This is a genomic window from Pannonibacter indicus (genome assembly GCF_001418225.1).
In the GTDB taxonomy this organism is placed as follows: domain Bacteria; phylum Pseudomonadota; class Alphaproteobacteria; order Rhizobiales; family Stappiaceae; genus Pannonibacter; species Pannonibacter indicus.
Genome location: NZ_LIPT01000002.1, coordinates 250,700 through 265,822, shown reverse-complemented (window position 1 = coordinate 265,822; position 15,123 = coordinate 250,700). Strand labels below are relative to the sequence as shown.

Annotated in this window: 13 protein-coding genes; 1 reads left to right on the top strand and 12 read right to left on the bottom strand. The window is 63.2% G+C overall.

Annotated features, from left to right (window positions below; all coding sequences use genetic code 11):
- Positions 1-24 precede the first annotated feature (24 nt).
- From ASC48_RS04165 to dnaK, 9 genes are all read right to left on the bottom strand, one after another.
- A complete protein-coding gene (locus ASC48_RS04165) occupies positions 25-588 on the bottom strand; it encodes a NifU family protein (protein ID WP_055454538.1) in 564 nt (187 codons plus the stop codon).
- Positions 589-754: 166 nt separating this feature from the next.
- Entirely contained in the window at positions 755-1,249 is a 495-nt protein-coding gene (locus ASC48_RS04160) for a universal stress protein (protein WP_055454827.1), read from the bottom strand.
- A 93-nt stretch (positions 1,250-1,342) separates the two neighbouring features.
- The gene (gene hslU / locus ASC48_RS04155) at positions 1,343-2,647 is read right to left on the bottom strand and encodes an ATP-dependent protease ATPase subunit HslU (protein WP_055454537.1); all 1,305 of its coding nucleotides are present in this window, start codon (positions 2,645-2,647) and stop codon (positions 1,343-1,345) included.
- Positions 2,648-2,671: 24 nt separating this feature from the next.
- Entirely contained in the window at positions 2,672-3,763 is a 1,092-nt protein-coding gene (locus tag ASC48_RS04150; RefSeq protein WP_055454536.1) for a hypothetical protein, read from the bottom strand.
- A 27-nt stretch (positions 3,764-3,790) separates the two neighbouring features.
- The gene (gene hslV, locus ASC48_RS04145) at positions 3,791-4,351 is read right to left on the bottom strand and encodes an ATP-dependent protease subunit HslV (RefSeq protein ID WP_055454535.1); all 561 of its coding nucleotides are present in this window, start codon (positions 4,349-4,351) and stop codon (positions 3,791-3,793) included.
- 163 nt (positions 4,352-4,514) lie between these two features.
- Complete coding sequence (locus ASC48_RS04140) at positions 4,515-5,096, bottom strand: NADPH-dependent FMN reductase (RefSeq protein ID WP_055454534.1); 582 nt, start codon at positions 5,094-5,096, stop codon at positions 4,515-4,517.
- A gap of 153 nt (positions 5,097-5,249) precedes the next feature.
- Positions 5,250-5,861, bottom strand: a complete 612-nt coding sequence (locus tag ASC48_RS04135) for a class I SAM-dependent methyltransferase (protein ID WP_055454533.1) — start codon at positions 5,859-5,861, stop codon at positions 5,250-5,252.
- 104 nt (positions 5,862-5,965) lie between these two features.
- Positions 5,966-7,102 (bottom strand): molecular chaperone DnaJ, encoded by a 1,137-nt coding sequence (dnaJ, locus tag ASC48_RS04130; RefSeq protein ID WP_055454532.1) that lies wholly within the window; start codon positions 7,100-7,102, stop codon positions 5,966-5,968.
- 242 nt (positions 7,103-7,344) lie between these two features.
- On the bottom strand, positions 7,345-9,249 hold the full coding sequence (dnaK, locus tag ASC48_RS04125) for a molecular chaperone DnaK (protein WP_055454531.1): 1,905 nt from the start codon (positions 9,247-9,249) through the stop codon (positions 7,345-7,347).
- Between the two features lie 351 nt (positions 9,250-9,600).
- Between dnaK and ASC48_RS04120 the strand changes: the two genes are divergently transcribed.
- Positions 9,601-10,257: an alpha-ketoglutarate-dependent dioxygenase AlkB family protein gene (locus ASC48_RS04120; RefSeq protein WP_055454530.1), complete on the top strand. Its 657-nt coding sequence runs from the start codon at positions 9,601-9,603 to the stop codon at positions 10,255-10,257.
- A 4-nt stretch (positions 10,258-10,261) separates the two neighbouring features.
- Here the strand turns inward: ASC48_RS04120 and ASC48_RS04115 are convergent, their stop codons facing one another.
- The 3 genes from ASC48_RS04115 to ASC48_RS04105 form a co-directional block, all read right to left on the bottom strand.
- A complete protein-coding gene (locus ASC48_RS04115) occupies positions 10,262-12,226 on the bottom strand; it encodes a MacB family efflux pump subunit (protein ID WP_055454529.1) in 1,965 nt (654 codons plus the stop codon).
- A gap of 12 nt (positions 12,227-12,238) precedes the next feature.
- Positions 12,239-13,471 (bottom strand): efflux RND transporter periplasmic adaptor subunit, encoded by a 1,233-nt coding sequence (locus ASC48_RS04110; protein ID WP_055454826.1) that lies wholly within the window; start codon positions 13,469-13,471, stop codon positions 12,239-12,241.
- A 63-nt stretch (positions 13,472-13,534) separates the two neighbouring features.
- Positions 13,535-15,052 (bottom strand): efflux transporter outer membrane subunit, encoded by a 1,518-nt coding sequence (locus ASC48_RS04105; RefSeq protein WP_055454528.1) that lies wholly within the window; start codon positions 15,050-15,052, stop codon positions 13,535-13,537.
- Between the last annotated feature and the right edge of the window lie 71 nt (positions 15,053-15,123).

The window sequence follows — 15,123 nt, the reverse complement described above, 5'->3', positions numbered from 1 at the left end:
GAGAGCGGCTTTCGGTGAACCGGCTTACAGAGCGCGGACTTCTTCGACCTCGGGCACGAAATGCCGCAGCAGGTTCTGGATGCCGTGCTTCAGTGTCGCGGTGGAGGAGGGGCAGCCGGCGCAGGCGCCGCGCATGGACAGGTAGACGATACCTTCCCTGAAGCCCTTGAAGGTGATGTCGCCGCCGTCCTGCGCCACAGCCGGTCGCACGCGGGTCTCGATCAGGTCCTTGATCACGGTGACAGTCTCTTCGTCGGCGGCGTCGAAAAATTCCTCGCCATCCACGCCGTCATCCGTATTGCCTGCCATCTGCATGACAGGCTGCCCGGACATGAACTGCTCCATGATCGCGCCCAGGATGGCCGGCTTCATGTGCTGCCAGTCGGTGTCGTCCTTGGTCACGGTGATGAAGTCATGGCCGAAGAACACGGCCGATACGCCCGGCACGTCGAACAGGCGCCGCGCCAGCGGCGAGGCGGCAGCATCATGGGCCGAGCGGAAATCATGCGTGCCTTCCGGCAGCACGACGCGGCCGGGCAGGAACTTCAGGGTCGAGGGATTCGGGGTTGCCTCGGTCTGGATGAACATGGGTCTGATCCTCAGTCGATCGTCGGGGCAAAGTCTCTTCGACTGGCGGTAACGGCTTGCCGGACGCGCCCCAGATTGGAATCCTTATAAACTACTTAGGTGCGTTTGACCACGGGTCAAGCACATCCGCGCGCGTCCGGCAGAAGAATTGGCGCTTCTTGCGCCCTCATGCAAGGGCGGCGATCTCATCATCACCCAGATTGCCCGGCACGATGGTGACGGGGATCGGGAAATTGCCGGCCGCCTTGCCGGCGATGGAGGTGACCAGCGGGCCGGGGCCTTCCGAACTCATGCCTGCTGCAAGCACCAGAATGGCAATGTCGTCGTCGGATTCGATCAACTTGATGATCTCGTCGGACTTGTTGCCCTCACGGATGACCAGCTCCGGCTCGGTGCGGGCGACAGCCCGGACCCGGCCAGCGGCCCTGGCGAGTGTTTTTTCCGCCTCTTCCTGCGCCTCGGCGCGCATGATGTCCTCGACGCCCAGCCAGTGCTGGAAATCGCCGGGTGCAATGACGAAGAGCAGGGTGACCACGCCGCCCGTGCGGGCGGCGCGTTTTGCGGCGTAAATGATGGCACGGTCGCATTCCGGTGTGTCGTCCACGACCACCAGAAACTTGCGTCTGTGCCCTTCTTCAAAGCTTTTGCGGATTGCTACCATGGCCGCATGCTGCCATCTGGCCCGTCCGCCTGCAAGCGCGGCAAATTGCCGGACCTGTGCATGACGCAAAAGTTGCAGGACAATGTCATGTCCTCAGAGGATGAAGCGGGACAGATCGGCATTCTTGGCCAGCTCGCCGATGTTGCTGCGCACGAAGTCCGCCGTGATCTCCACCTTGCTGCCGGACTTGTCCGGTGCGGTGAAGGACACTTCGTCCAGAATGCGCTCCATCACGGTCTGCAGGCGCCGGGCGCCGATGTTCTCGACACTGGAGTTGAGATCAACCGCGATGGTGGCGATCTCGTCAATCGCGTCATCAGCGAAGCTCAATTCCACCCCTTCGGTGCCCAGCAGCGCCACATATTGCTTGATGAGGCTGGCTTCAGGCTCGGTCAGGATGGCGCGGAAGTCCTCCTGCGTCAGCGCTTTCAGCTCGACGCGGATCGGCAGGCGGCCCTGCAACTCCGGCAGAAGATCGGAAGGCTTGGCCACATGGAAGGCGCCGGAGGCGATGAAAAGGATGTGGTCGGTCTTCACCGGCCCGTGCTTGGTCGACACCACCGTACCCTCGATCAGCGGCAGCAGGTCGCGCTGCACGCCCTCGCGCGACACATCCCCGCCCGTGCGGCCATCGCGGGCACAGATCTTGTCGATCTCGTCGAGGAAGACGATGCCGGAATTCTCCACGAGGCTGATGGCCTCGCGCACCACCTTTTCCTCATCCAGCAGCTTGTCGGACTCCTCGGTGATGAGGATATCGTGCGATTCCTTCACCGTCACGCGGCGCGGCTTGGTCTGGCCGCCGAGCGCCTTGCCGAGAATATCGGAGATGTTCATCACGCCGACGCTGGCGCCGGGCATGCCGGGCAGCTCGAAGCTGGGCATCTGCGGCTGGGCGCGGACCTGGATCTCGATTTCCTTGTCATCGAGATCGCCCTCGCGCAGCTTCTTGCGGAAGCTGTCACGGGTGGCCGGGCTGGCGCTGCTGCCGACGAGCGCATCCAGCACCCGCTCTTCCGCCAGCACATGGGCCTTGGCCTTCACTTCCTCCCGGCGCAGCTCGCGCACCAGCGTGATGCCGGCCTCCACAAGGTCGCGGACGATCTGCTCCACATCGCGGCCGACATAGCCGACCTCGGTAAACTTGGTGGCCTCCACCTTGACGAAAGGCGCATTGGCGAGACGTGCAAGGCGGCGGGCAATCTCGGTCTTGCCGACGCCCGTGGGGCCGATCATGAGAATGTTCTTCGGCAGAACCTCCTCGCGCATCGGGCTCTCCAGCTGCTGGCGGCGCCAGCGGTTGCGCAGGGCAATGGCCACGGCGCGCTTGGCATCCTTCTGCCCGACGATGTAGCGGTCGAGCTCGGAGACGATTTCCCGGGGTGAAAAATTGGTCATCGTGTCAGCTTTCAGTCATCAGGATCATTGGGCGGCAGGCACGTAACGCATCAGGCGTGTGCCGGTGAAAGGCGCAACCAGCTGCCGCCGCACGGGCACCCAGGCGGAGCCCAGCAGCAGGATGAAGCTGCCCAGCACCAGCAGCGTGATGGACGTGCCGGCCATGTTGGAAACTTCCGCGCTCCACAGCAGCATGCTGACGGCCACACCAAAGTAGCCGAGGCCCGAGACGAGGATCGCCCGACGGTCCACCAGCACGGCGACAAAGGCCAGCATCAGCACCAGCGACAGCATCACCACCGCCTGCAGGATGTCGCCTGCACCCGAATTGTCCAGGCCGGACAGCAGGAGGAGCTGCGTCGAATGCACCAGCAGGGGGGCCGCCAGAAAATGCAACCAGAAGGCCTTGTCGCTGTTGGCCGTGCGCCGTGTCAGGTCACGGCTGTCAAAGCGCATGGCGGCAGTGAAGGCGGCAAGACCGGCGCCGAGGCTGATCCACGGCAGATAGTTGCCGACGAAGGTCTCATCAATGGCATGTACCGTTGCCAGCAGGCTGCAGATCGCCCCTGCACAGATGACCGACACACCCACCGGCACCCGGAAGCGCCAGTAATGCAGCGCGGCGATGGCCGTTGCGGCCACTGTCAGCAGCACGAGCGCGGAACCGGGGAGTGCATCCAGCGCGGTCTGGAATTTCTGTGATACATCCGGAGAGGATCCTTCCGCAAACTGCGCCGCAACGAAGATCACGGCCAGCAGGGTTGCAGGCAGGAACAGGATCGACAGGATGAAGGAGGGCAGGGCAAGGCGCATGCGCCGGGCGAAAACTTCCGACAGCGCCCAGATGGCGAGTGCCTGAACGGAAAAGTTCAGGCCCCAGTTGCGGGAGAAGGTCAAAAAGAAAAACAGGCCGAAGAGCAGGGTCAGCAGGCCGATGGAGATGAAGATGTCGTGGAAGCCGCGCACGAAGCGCAGTTCCTCGGCATCCACGCTGGAGATGGCGGGCTGGCGCAATCCGTCCAGATAGGTGGCGAGCGCTTCGAGCTGCGGCGGCGAGAGGATGCCGGCACGCACCGCGCCCTGCAGATCCTCCCGTGTGAAGGCCTCGTTGGTCATCTGTGGGTATCCGGTGAAGGAGCGGGATCAGCAGGCGCTGTCGAGGCTTTCGATCGTCAGATTGCCGTTGGTGTAGACGCAGATGTCTGCCGCGATGGCCATGGCCTTGCGGGCGATGGCCTCCGCGTCAAAGTCCGTTTCCACCAGCGCACGGGCGGCGGCGAGCGCGTAGTTGCCGCCCGATCCGATGCCCATGACGCCGCCTTCCGGCTCCAGCACGTCGCCCGTGCCGGTCAGCACCAGCGACACATCCTTATCGGCCACCAGCATCATGGCTTCGAGGCGCCGCAGATAGCGGTCGGTGCGCCAGTCCTTGGCCAGTTCCACGCAGGCGCGCATCAACTGGCCCGGATACTGTTCCAGCTTGGCTTCCAGCCGCTCGAACAGGGTGAAGGCGTCCGCCGTCGCCCCGGCAAAACCGCCGATGACGGTGCCCTTGGCCAGCGGGCGCACCTTGCGCGCGGTGTTCTTGATGACGGTCTGGCCCAGCGAGACCTGCCCGTCACCGGCAATCACCACCTTGCCGCCCTTGCGCACCATAAGAATGGTGGTGCCGTGCCAGGTGCCCATGCCGTGTTCTGAACTCATGCCTTGTCCGATCCTGCAGATGATTGGCTTGCATCGCCAAAAGAAAGGCGGCCGCCGGGCCGCCAGCGTTGTCTTCTATTTAGGAGGGAAAACCCCATCCGCCAAGCGGCAGGCTTTCACGGACCTGACCGGCCGGTGAAAAGCGCGTGGCGGCGAAGCCGGGTCAGACGAGGGCGCGGGTTTCGCGGATCAGCCGCTGCACGGCGGCATCCAGGGCGCGCGATGCCTTCTCGTTGACGAGATTGCCTTGCGGATCAAAGGCAGAGCCTGCATCCGGCACCATGGCCATCTCGGGCAGAACCAGCGCACCAAGGCCCACTTCCAGAACGGTGCGCGTGCCCATGAGCCCGCGGATGCCGCCCAGTGCGCTGGGCGAGGCGGCGCCGAGGCAAAACACCCTGTTCTTGAAGGCAGCGCCCGGCACATCTCCCGGATCACCCACACGGCTGATCCAGTCCAGTGTGTTCTTCAGAAGCGGCGTGATCCCGGCATTGTATTCCGGGCAGGCGATGAAGATGCCGTGCTGCTCCTGCATCAGGCGCTTGAGCTTGCGGGCGGCCTCCGGCGGGCCTTTTTCCTGTTCCAGATCGCCGTCATAGAGCGGCATCTGGTAGTCGGCGAGCGAGATGCGCGTCACTTCCGCATCGGCCAGAGCCAGCCGCTTGGCGGCAAGGCCTGCAAGGCGCGTGTTGAGCGAGCCGCCCCTGATGGAGCCTGAAAAAACCAGAATCTTCGGATGGCGCATGCTGTCTCCTCATGGTGCCGCACCGCAGCTGGAATACCCAGGGGAAGAAGGGGCATTATCAACCGGCGACAGAAATTTCGCACAGCCTGCCATCGCAGGGGCCCGCAGCGCAAGCACAAAGGCAGGCTGTTCACCAGCTGCCGGCGAGCCTGATTACGGCTTGCGGTAGACCCAGACGCGGGCCGGCGGCAGGTTGGCAAAAATCCAGCCGGTCTTGTCGAGGTTGAGAACGCCCGGCTCAGGCTTCACCGGCGGTACCATGGCGTAAGAAAACTGGATATAGGGCGCGCCCGGCTCGCACAGATCGAGCGCATCCAGGATCAGCGCCTTTCTTTTTTCCACCGGCTGGGTGAACAGCGGCAGGCCGGAGACAATGCCGGCGAACATGCCATTCTGTACAGGCATAGCCGTTTCCAGCGTCTCGCGCAGCGTATAGGCATCGCCCTGGATGATCGTCATGCGGGGAAAGCGTTCGCGCAGCATGCGGCAGAATTCGCTGGTGTATTCCAGCGCGGTCAGCTGCGGCTGGGTTATGCCGCGGTCAAAGATGGCCTGTGTCACCACGCCGGTTCCGGGGCCAAGCTCCAGATAGCGCCCATCAGGCCGGACCGGCACGAGGGAGGCGATCCGGCGGGCAAGTTCGGGACCGGAGGGAGAGATGGCACCAAGCGTCAGAGGGCTGCCGAGCCAGTTCCGGAAGAAGCGGAATTCGTCCTTGAGCTTTCTCTTCAAGGGCTTAGCGTCGAGCGTCCTGAATGCCGCCATAATGTCCTCCGGTCAGATTGGTAAAAACATCTAGCCGGGCAACAGTGGCCATTTCAAGGCCCCTGGCGGCAGTCAGCCTCCGGGGCCCTGACTGAAAGCGGCGGTCAATTGCCCAGGTTGTCGAGGAAATCCTTGACGCGGGCAAAGAAACCGGAGCTCTCCGGATTGTTCTCACCAGAGCTTTCTTTTTCGAACTCGGCCAGCAATTCGCGCTGGCGTTTGGTCAGGTTCGTCGGTGTCTCCACCGTGACCTGAATATACATGTCACCGTGCTGCGTGGTGCGCATCACCGGCATGCCCTTGCCCTTGAGGCGGAACTGGCGGCCGTTCTGCGTCCCCTCCGGCACCTTGACCCGTGTCGTGCCGCCTTCAACGGTGGGCACGTCGAACTGGCCTCCAAGGGCTGCCGTCGTCATGGAGATGGGCACACGGCAATAAAGATCGGCCCCGTCACGCTGGAAGAACTCGTGCTGCTTCAGCGACAGGAAGATATAGAGATCGCCCGACGGCCCGCCGCGCAGGCCCGCTTCGCCCTCGCCGGCAAGACGGATGCGCGTGCCATCCTCGATGCCGGCCGGGATGTTGACCGAGAGGGTGCGCTCCTGCGTCACCCGGCCAACGCCGGAGCAATGCGGGCAGGGATCGGAGATGACCTGGCCGCGCCCCTGACAGCTCGGGCAGGTGCGCTCCAGCGTGAAGAAGCCCTGTGCCGCCCGCACGCGCCCCGAACCGCCGCAGGTGCGGCAGGTGGTGGGGCTGGAGCCGGGCTTGGCGCCGGAGCCGCTGCACGGCTGGCAGGTGACGGAGGTCGGCACCTCAATCTCCACGGTCTTGCCCGTGAAGGCCTCTTCGAGCGTGATTTCCAGATTGTAGCGCAGGTCCGCGCCGCGTTCGCGCCCGCCGGACGAGCGGCGCCCGCCGCCCATGCCGAAGAATTCCTCGAAAATGTCGGACATGGTGGAGGCGAAGTCGCCGCCGCCACCAAATCCGGCACCGCCGCCGCCAAATCCGCCATTCTCAAAGGCGGCATGGCCATAACGGTCATAGGCAGCCCGCTTCTGGCTGTCCTTCAGGATGTCGTAAGCTTCGTTGACTTCCTTGAAGCTGGCCTCGGCCGAGGCATCGCCCGGATTGCGGTCCGGATGAAACTTCATCGCAAGCTTCCGGTAGGCGCTTTTCAGCACCTTCTCGTCCGCATCGCGCGCAACGCCAAGGATTTCATAAAAGTCGCGCTTCGCCATGAATTTCTGCCCGCTGGGTATCTGACTGAGGGGGCCTGCCATCCGCCTCTGTCCGGCCATCCGTCAGGCTTCAGACAGGTTCTCCGCCACGCGTCATGCGCATCACCGGGGAAAAACGGTGCAGGCATCACGCCCTGCATCGCAACCGCTCGCGGCCTGCCGGACTGGTCCGGTCGCCGCCAGCTGCCGCTGGAAAGCCGGCACGGCGCGGATCCATGAGGAAACCGCGCCGTGCCAGTGACTTACTTCTTGTCGTCCTTGACTTCCTCGAAGTCGGCGTCGACCACGTCGTCGTCCTGCGCGGAGGAAGCGCCGGTGTCTTCGCCGCCTTCGGCTTCCGCCTGAGAAGCCTTGTACATGGCTTCACCCAGCTTCATGGACACTTCGGCCAAGGCCTGGGTCTTGGACTGGATGTCCGCCACGTCTTCCGTGGTCAGAGCCGTCTTCAGGGCGGCAATCGCGCTTTCGATCGAAGCCTTGTCGTCCGCAGAGACCTTGTCGCCATAGTCCTTGAGGGACTTCTCGGTGGAATGTATCAGGGATTCACCCTGGTTGCGGGCTTCCACCAGCTCGCGGCGCTTCTTGTCCTCCTCCGCATGGGCTTCGGCGTCCTTGATCATCTTCTCGATGTCGGCGTCGCTGAGGCCGCCGGAAGCCTGGATGCGGATCTGCTGCTCCTTGCCGGTGCCTTTGTCCTTGGCCGACACGTTGACGATGCCGTTGGCGTCGATGTCGAAGGCAACCTCGATCTGCGGCACGCCGCGCGGGGCGGGCGGCAGGCCGACGAGATCGAACTGGCCGAGCATCTTGTTGTCGGCCGCCATCTCGCGCTCGCCCTGGAACACCCGGATCGTCACGGCAGTCTGGTTGTCCTCGGCGGTGGAGAAGGTCTGGCTCTTCTTCGTCGGGATCGTGGTGTTGCGGTCGATCAGACGGGTGAACACGCCGCCGAGCGTCTCGATGCCGAGCGACAGCGGTGTCACGTCGAGCAGCAGCACGTCCTTGACGTCGCCCTGCAGCACGCCGGCCTGGATGGCAGCGCCCATGGCCACCACTTCGTCCGGGTTCACGCCCTTGTGCGGCTCCTTGCCAAAGAAGGTCTTCACGACCTCCTGGATCTTCGGCATGCGGGTCATGCCGCCGACGAGAACCACTTCATCGATCTGGCCGGCGACGAGGCCGGCGTCCTTCAGGGCTGCCTTGCACGGCTCGATTGTGCGCTGCACCAGATCCTCGACGAGGCTCTCGAACTTGGCGCGAGTCAGCTTCATGGTCAGGTGCTTGGGACCGGACGCATCTGCCGTGATGAAGGGCAGGTTGATTTCGGTCTGCGACGAGGACGACAGCTCGATCTTGGCCTTTTCCGCAGCTTCCTTGAGGCGCTGCAGGGCCAGCTTGTCGTTCTTCAGGTCGATGCCCTGATCCTTCTTGAACTCGGCCGCGAGGTAATCGACCAGACGCATGTCGAAGTCTTCACCGCCGAGGAACGTGTCACCGTTCGTCGACTTCACTTCGAAGACGCCGTCGCCGATTTCCAGAATCGACACGTCGAAGGTGCCGCCGCCAAGGTCATAGACCGCGATGGTCTTGCCATCGTTCTTGTCGAGGCCATAAGCGAGAGCTGCCGCGGTCGGCTCGTTGATGATGCGCAGGACTTCGAGACCGGCGATCTTGCCTGCATCCTTGGTGGCCTGACGCTGAGCGTCGTTGAAATAGGCCGGAACGGTGATGACTGCCTGGGTCACAGTCTCGCCGAGATAGCTTTCGGCGGTTTCCTTCATCTTCTGCAGGATGAAGGCGGAAATCTGGGAGGGCGAGTATTTCTGCCCGTTGGCCGAAACCCACGCATCACCATTGTCCGCCTTGACGATCTCATAGGGCACGAGGCCCTTGTCCTTCGTCACGGTCGGATCATCGAAGCGGCGGCCGATGAGGCGCTTCACTGCGAAGAGCGTGTTGGTGGGGTTGGTGACGGCCTGGCGCTTGGCCGGCTGGCCGACAAGGCGCTCATTGTCGTCCGAGAAGGCGACCATGGAGGGCGTGGTGCGTGCGCCTTCCGAGTTCTCGATCACCTTCGCATCCTTGCCGTCCATGACGGCGACGCACGAATTCGTCGTGCCGAGGTCGATACCAATGACCTTTGCCATTTCTTCCTCTCTTTCTAGCAAACCGGAAAAACCCGTTTCGGCGTCAATCCGGCTCCCTTTCACAATCAGTGATGCCGGCGCGCTTAAGGCCTGATGCTCCGCCATAGGAGCACTGGCCCAAGCCCCTTTTGATCCCTGAGGCCCTGATCACGAGTTTTGACCCTTGGCCTTGTCCGGGGCTGTCAGCAGGTTTTCCGCCTGTCAGCACTGAGCTTGACCGCTATATAGGCGGGAGACAGGCTTGCTGCAAGGCGTCTGCCTGCCTGATCTTGCTGTGCAAAAGCCCTTATCAGCGCAAGGATCGCTACATGCCTTGCGGACTTGCGTTCTTTGGCTGCCGGAGACTGTGGAATGACTTTGGACAACGCTGCACCGGAAAGTGCCCGCAAGCGGCAAAGCCCGCTGCCGGAGGGGGTGCGCTTCCTGCCCGGCCATCTGGATCTATCCGCACAGGCCGATCTGGCGGAGCAACTGCGGGCCATCGTGGCCGAAGCGCCGCTGTTCCGCCCGGTGATGCCAAAGAACGGCAAACCCTTTTCCGTGCGCATGAGCAATTGCGGCCCGCTTGGCTGGGTGTCGGACATTCGCGGCTACCGCTATCAGCCGCTGCATCCGGTGACGGGAAAGCCCTGGCCGCCCCTGCCGGATGTGCTGAAGGACCTCTGGCATACGCTTGCTCCGGATGCCCCGGAACCTGAAGCCTGCCTGATCAATTTCTATGACGGGACCGCCCGGATGGGCCTGCATCAGGACCGGGACGAGGAAACCTTCGAGGCGCCGGTGCTGTCCGTCTCGCTGGGCGATTCGGCGCTCTTCCGCATCGGCGGCCTCACCCGCAAGGGCTCTGCCCGCTCGTTCCGGCTGAATTCGGGCGACGTGCTGCTGCTGGAGGGCCCGTCCCGGCTTGCCTTCCACGGCATCGGCAGGATTTATCCGGGCACCTCCACTCTTCTGAAAAACGGCGGCCGCATCAACCTGACGCTCCGCCGGGTGACAAAACCTGCCTGACAGCTCATAGCCGGCTGAGCGCGGCCACGGGGTCGAGGCGGGAGGCGTTGCGGGCGGGGAGGAAGCCGAAGACGATGCCGGTCAGGGTTGAGATCCCGAAGGCATAGGCAATCGAGGCATTGGAGAAGATCAGCGAGAAGTCGCTGGTGAACAGCGGGAAGAGCGCGCCGAAACTCAGGGCTGTAGCGATGCCCGCCAGCCCGCCGATGATGCAGACAGTGACGGCTTCGATGAGGAACTGCTGCAGGATATCGGACCGCCGCGCCCCGACAGCCATGCGCACGCCGATTTCCGACACGCGCTCGGAGACGGTGACAAGCATGATGTTCATCACCCCGATGCCGCCGACGATCAGCGAAATCACGGCAATGGCGGCGATCAGCAGTGTCATGGTCGCGGTGGTGCTGGTGATGGACTGGCGGATGTCGTCGGTGTTGAGGATGAAGAAGTCCTTGGTGCCGTGGCGCTGAGTCAGGAAGGCGGTGACCATCTGCTCGGCCAGCTTCATGTCCACATCATCCTCCACCCGCACGGTGATGCTGCGCAGGGTGCTGGAGCCGGTGAGGCGGGCCTGCACGGTGGTGTAGGGCAGGAACACGGAGAGATTCTGGCTGCTGCCGAAGCCGCCCTGCTGGGGCTGGGCCACGCCGACGATGCGGGCGGGCACGTTGTTGATCAGCAGAACCTTGCCGACAGCCCCGTCCGGTTCATTGGCAAACAGGGTCTTGCGGGTGTTCTCGTCGATGACGGCGACAGCATCGAGACTGTGCTCGCTGCGAGCATCGAAAAACTGGCCCGTGGCAATCTTGGTGCCCTTGGCATCGAAATAGGCGGAACTGACTCCGTTGACGAGGGCGGAGGCCTCCTTTGAGCCGTAGCGCAGGGTGACGCTGGTCGAGACGGTCGGGGTCACGGCGCGCAGGTAGGGCTGCCTGGCGAGTTCCTTGGCGTCGGAAATCACCAGCGTCGTCACCTTGCCGGAGCGCGCATCGCCGAAGTCCTTGCCGGGGAAGATTTCCAGCGTGCTGGTACCGAGGCTGGCGATGTTGGCCAGCACCTTCTCCCGTGTCCCGGCGCCAAGCGCCACGACACTCACCACGGAGGCAATGCCGATGATGATGCCGAGCATGGTCAGGAAGGTGCGCAGCTTGTGGGCCTTCATGGACAGAAGCGCCATCTGGAACGCCTCCCGGAAGCGGTCCGCCCAGGCTGTCAGTCCCCGGACCGAACGGTGCGGCGCCTCCTGCGGGGCTGCGGAAACGGCGGCCGCACCGGCCTGTTTGTCCTGCCTGTAATCGGCAACGATCTCGCCATCGCGGATCTCGATGGTGCGCCCGGCCAGGGCCGCCACATTGGCGTCATGGGTGACGATGATGACCGTCTTCCCCTCACGGTTCAGCTCGCGCAGAATGTCGAGGACGTCCTGTCCGCTGCGGGAGTCCAGCGCTCCCGTTGGCTCGTCGGCGAGGATGATGTCGCCGCCGTTCATCAGGGCACGGGCGATGGAGACGCGCTGCTGCTGCCCGCCCGATAGCTGCGGCGGGCGGTGCTCCATCCGGTCGCCAAGGCCCAGCCGCTCCAGAATACCGGCCGCCCGCCGCCGCCGGTCCGCCGGGGCAAGTCCGGCATAAACGGCAGGCACCTCCACATTGCCAAGCGCCGTCAGCTCGGCCAGCAGATTGTAGCGCTGGAAGATGAAGCCGAACCTTTCACGCCTCAGAGCCGCCAGATCATCGGGCTGAAGATCGGCTGTTTCACGCCCGTCAATGCGGTAGCTGCCGCTGCTGGGGGTATCGAGGCAGCCGAGAATATTCATCAAGGTCGACTTGCCCGAACCGGACTGGCCGATGATGGACACGAACTCTCCCTGGGCTATCTCAAGATTGATGCCCTTGAGGACCGCAACTTCGCCGTCCCCGGCAGGAAAGGTGCGGATGAGGCCCTTGAGGCTGATCAGAGGTTCCGCCATGCTCTTTGGGCCTCAAATTCCCATTGCCGGGCCGCCGGGGCCACGGGGTGTGAATGTCCTTGCGGCACTGGCATCCAGTGTTCCGGTCACGACACGGTCGCCTTCGGACAGGCCGGACTTGATCTCAACGTTGATCTTGTCATTGAGGCCCGTTTTCACCCGCCGTGTCTCTATGGTGCCGGTGCCGCCCATGACCTGAACATTGTAGCTGCCATCCGCATTGCGGGCACCCAGCGCGGTTGCCGGGATCACGGGCACGTTTTCCGCCTTGCCCAGCACGATGGTCACTTCTGCCGTCATGTAGGTGCGCAGCAGGCCATCCGGATTGGGTACGTTGAATATGCCATTGTAATAGATGGCTTCCGTGCTTGTGGAACTGGACGAGGACGATGTGGACGAGCCGCTGACGGAACTGTCGCTGGTGATCGATTCCGGTGCGGGCTCGATGGACTCAAGATGCGCCTGATATTTCGTGTCCGGCGCGCCCAGAACGTTGAAATAGACTTCTGCCCCCGGCTTCACCTTCACCACGTCTGCTTCGGATATCTCGGCCCTGACCGTCATGACATCCAGCTGGCCCATGATGATGATCGTCGGGGCCGACTGCGTGGCATTCACGGTCTGGCCCTGCTGGTTGACGATGGCCAGAACCGTGCCGTCCATCGGCGCGGTGATGCGGGTGTAGCCAAGGTTTGCCTTGGCGGTTTCAACGGCCACCTGCGCCTCGATGATCTGCGCATCCAGCGCCTTGATCTGCGCCTCGATGGTTTTCACCTCTGAATCAGCCGTATCGAAATCCGCCCTGGAGGTGGCATTCTGTGCGAGAAGTTTCTGCTGGCGCTCCAGCGAGATGCTGGCAAGCCTGAGTGATGCCTCCTTCTCCACCCGCTGCGCTTCCACATTGGCCAGAGCTGCCTCCGAGGTGCGCAGGTTGTTGGTCTGGGTCGTGGCGTCAATCTCGGCTACGAGGTCACCGGCCTTCAATTCCTGTCCAAGGGACACCTTCAGCGAGGTGATGCGGCCAGAAGCCTGTGCGCCGACGGCCACAAGCTTCGCCGGCTTCAGAATGCCGGTCGCCAGCACGGTTTCCTCAATGGTGCCCTTGCGTACGGGGGCGGTCATGACCGTTGGCCCGGTATCTGCCTGCATGGAGGTACGGGCGTAGTAGATGCCGCCCGCAGCAGCGGCCAGCACGGCGGCCGTGAGGAGCCAGCGCGCCTTCTTCCTCGGTTTGGTTGCGTTCATCGTGAACACTGCTTTCATCACAGGGCAGGGCTGGAGCGCACATGGTTCGCGCCCGGCGCTGCATCAGTTGTCTTTTGCCAGCTTGCGCAGGTGCGGGCCCGTCCGGACGTCCACGACGGCTGGCGTTGCTGTGTCAACTGCACCGTCCCATCCCCCGCCAAGACTGCGGTTGAGACTGATATAGGCGGTCACGATCGCAAGCTGGCTCGTGATCAGCGAATCTTCGGCGCTGTAGAGCGAACGCTCCGCGTCGAGCACATCCAGGAAGCTGCTGGAGCCATTGCGGTATTGCGAACGGGCAAGGTCCGCCGCCTGACGGTATGCATTGACGGCCGTTGCCAGCTTGCCCGTGCGCTGGCGCTGCTGGCTTAGGCTGACCAGTGCATTTTCAACCTCTTCCAGCGCCTCCAGAACACCCTGACGGTAGGCGAGGAAGCTTTCGTCACGCTGGGCTCTTGCCACATCGGCTGCTGCCGCCAGCGAACCGCCATTGAACAGCGGCACACTGAGGGTGGGGCCAAAGGACCAGCTGATGGAGGAGTTCTTTGCAAGATCTCCGGTCTTGGCTGCTGAGGTGCTGATGTTGCCCGTCAGGCTGATGGCCGGATAGCGTGCAGCTTCCGCCGCGCCAATGGAGGCGGTGGCTTGCGCCAGCTTGCGCTCCAGCACCTTCAGGTCAGGCCGGGAGTTGAGAAGATCTGCGGGCACGCCCACGGGAAGCGGCAGCTTCGGCCGGGGAATAGGGCGGGTCTTGGTCATGACGCCAGCTAGAGAGGCAGGCTCCCCGCCCGTCAGCACGCCCAGCCGGTGCAGGGATTCGGCATAGGATATCTGCAGGCCTGGAATGTTTGCTTCGGTCGTTGCGGCCTGTCCGGTGGCGTTGGCCACGTCGGATGCAGACACGGCGCCGGCATCAAACTTGGACTGCGTCAGACGGACAGTCTCGTTCTGAGAATTTGCAGTGCGCCGGGCAAGGGCGATGCGGGCCTGATAGGCGCGGGCCTGCGCGTAATAGGTGGTGATGTCGCCTATGAGCGTAACCATCGTGGCACACAGATCTTCCTCTGCAGCGTCGAGGCCATAACGCGAGGCTTCTGCAGTCCGGGCATTGGCTCCAAACAGATCCACCTCCCAGCTGGCATCGGCGCCGGCCTGAAAGAGATTGCTCATCTTCGGCGCGTCACCGGAAGAGCGGGAGCGGCTGGCGCTGCCGGAGCCATTGGCAGAGGGCAGAAGCCCGCCCGCATCCTTGGCATATGACGCCCGCGCTTCCCGCACCTTTGCCTTGGCCGTGGCGACATCAAGGTTCTGCCGGATCGCGGTTTCGACCAGCTGGTTCAGAACCGGATCGCCCAGGCGCTCCCACCAGCGCGCCAGTTCAGCCCGCTGGTTCTGATCCTTTCCGGCGGAATTGCTGTAGGCCCCGGACAAGGTCATCTGGGGGCTGGTGTAGTCCGGACCAACGGCACATCCCGCAAGGAGTGTAGAAACACTCAGAAGCAATGGGAATGCTATTTTGCGCCTTTTGTTTCTGTCTGGAAACAAATTGGAAGATAATTTTAACGAAATCACGGAACGCATGGACAGAACCGCCGTGGTCGAATTAAGAAACGCAATGGTACCTAAATTTTCGACGATGCTTCGTCAATGGG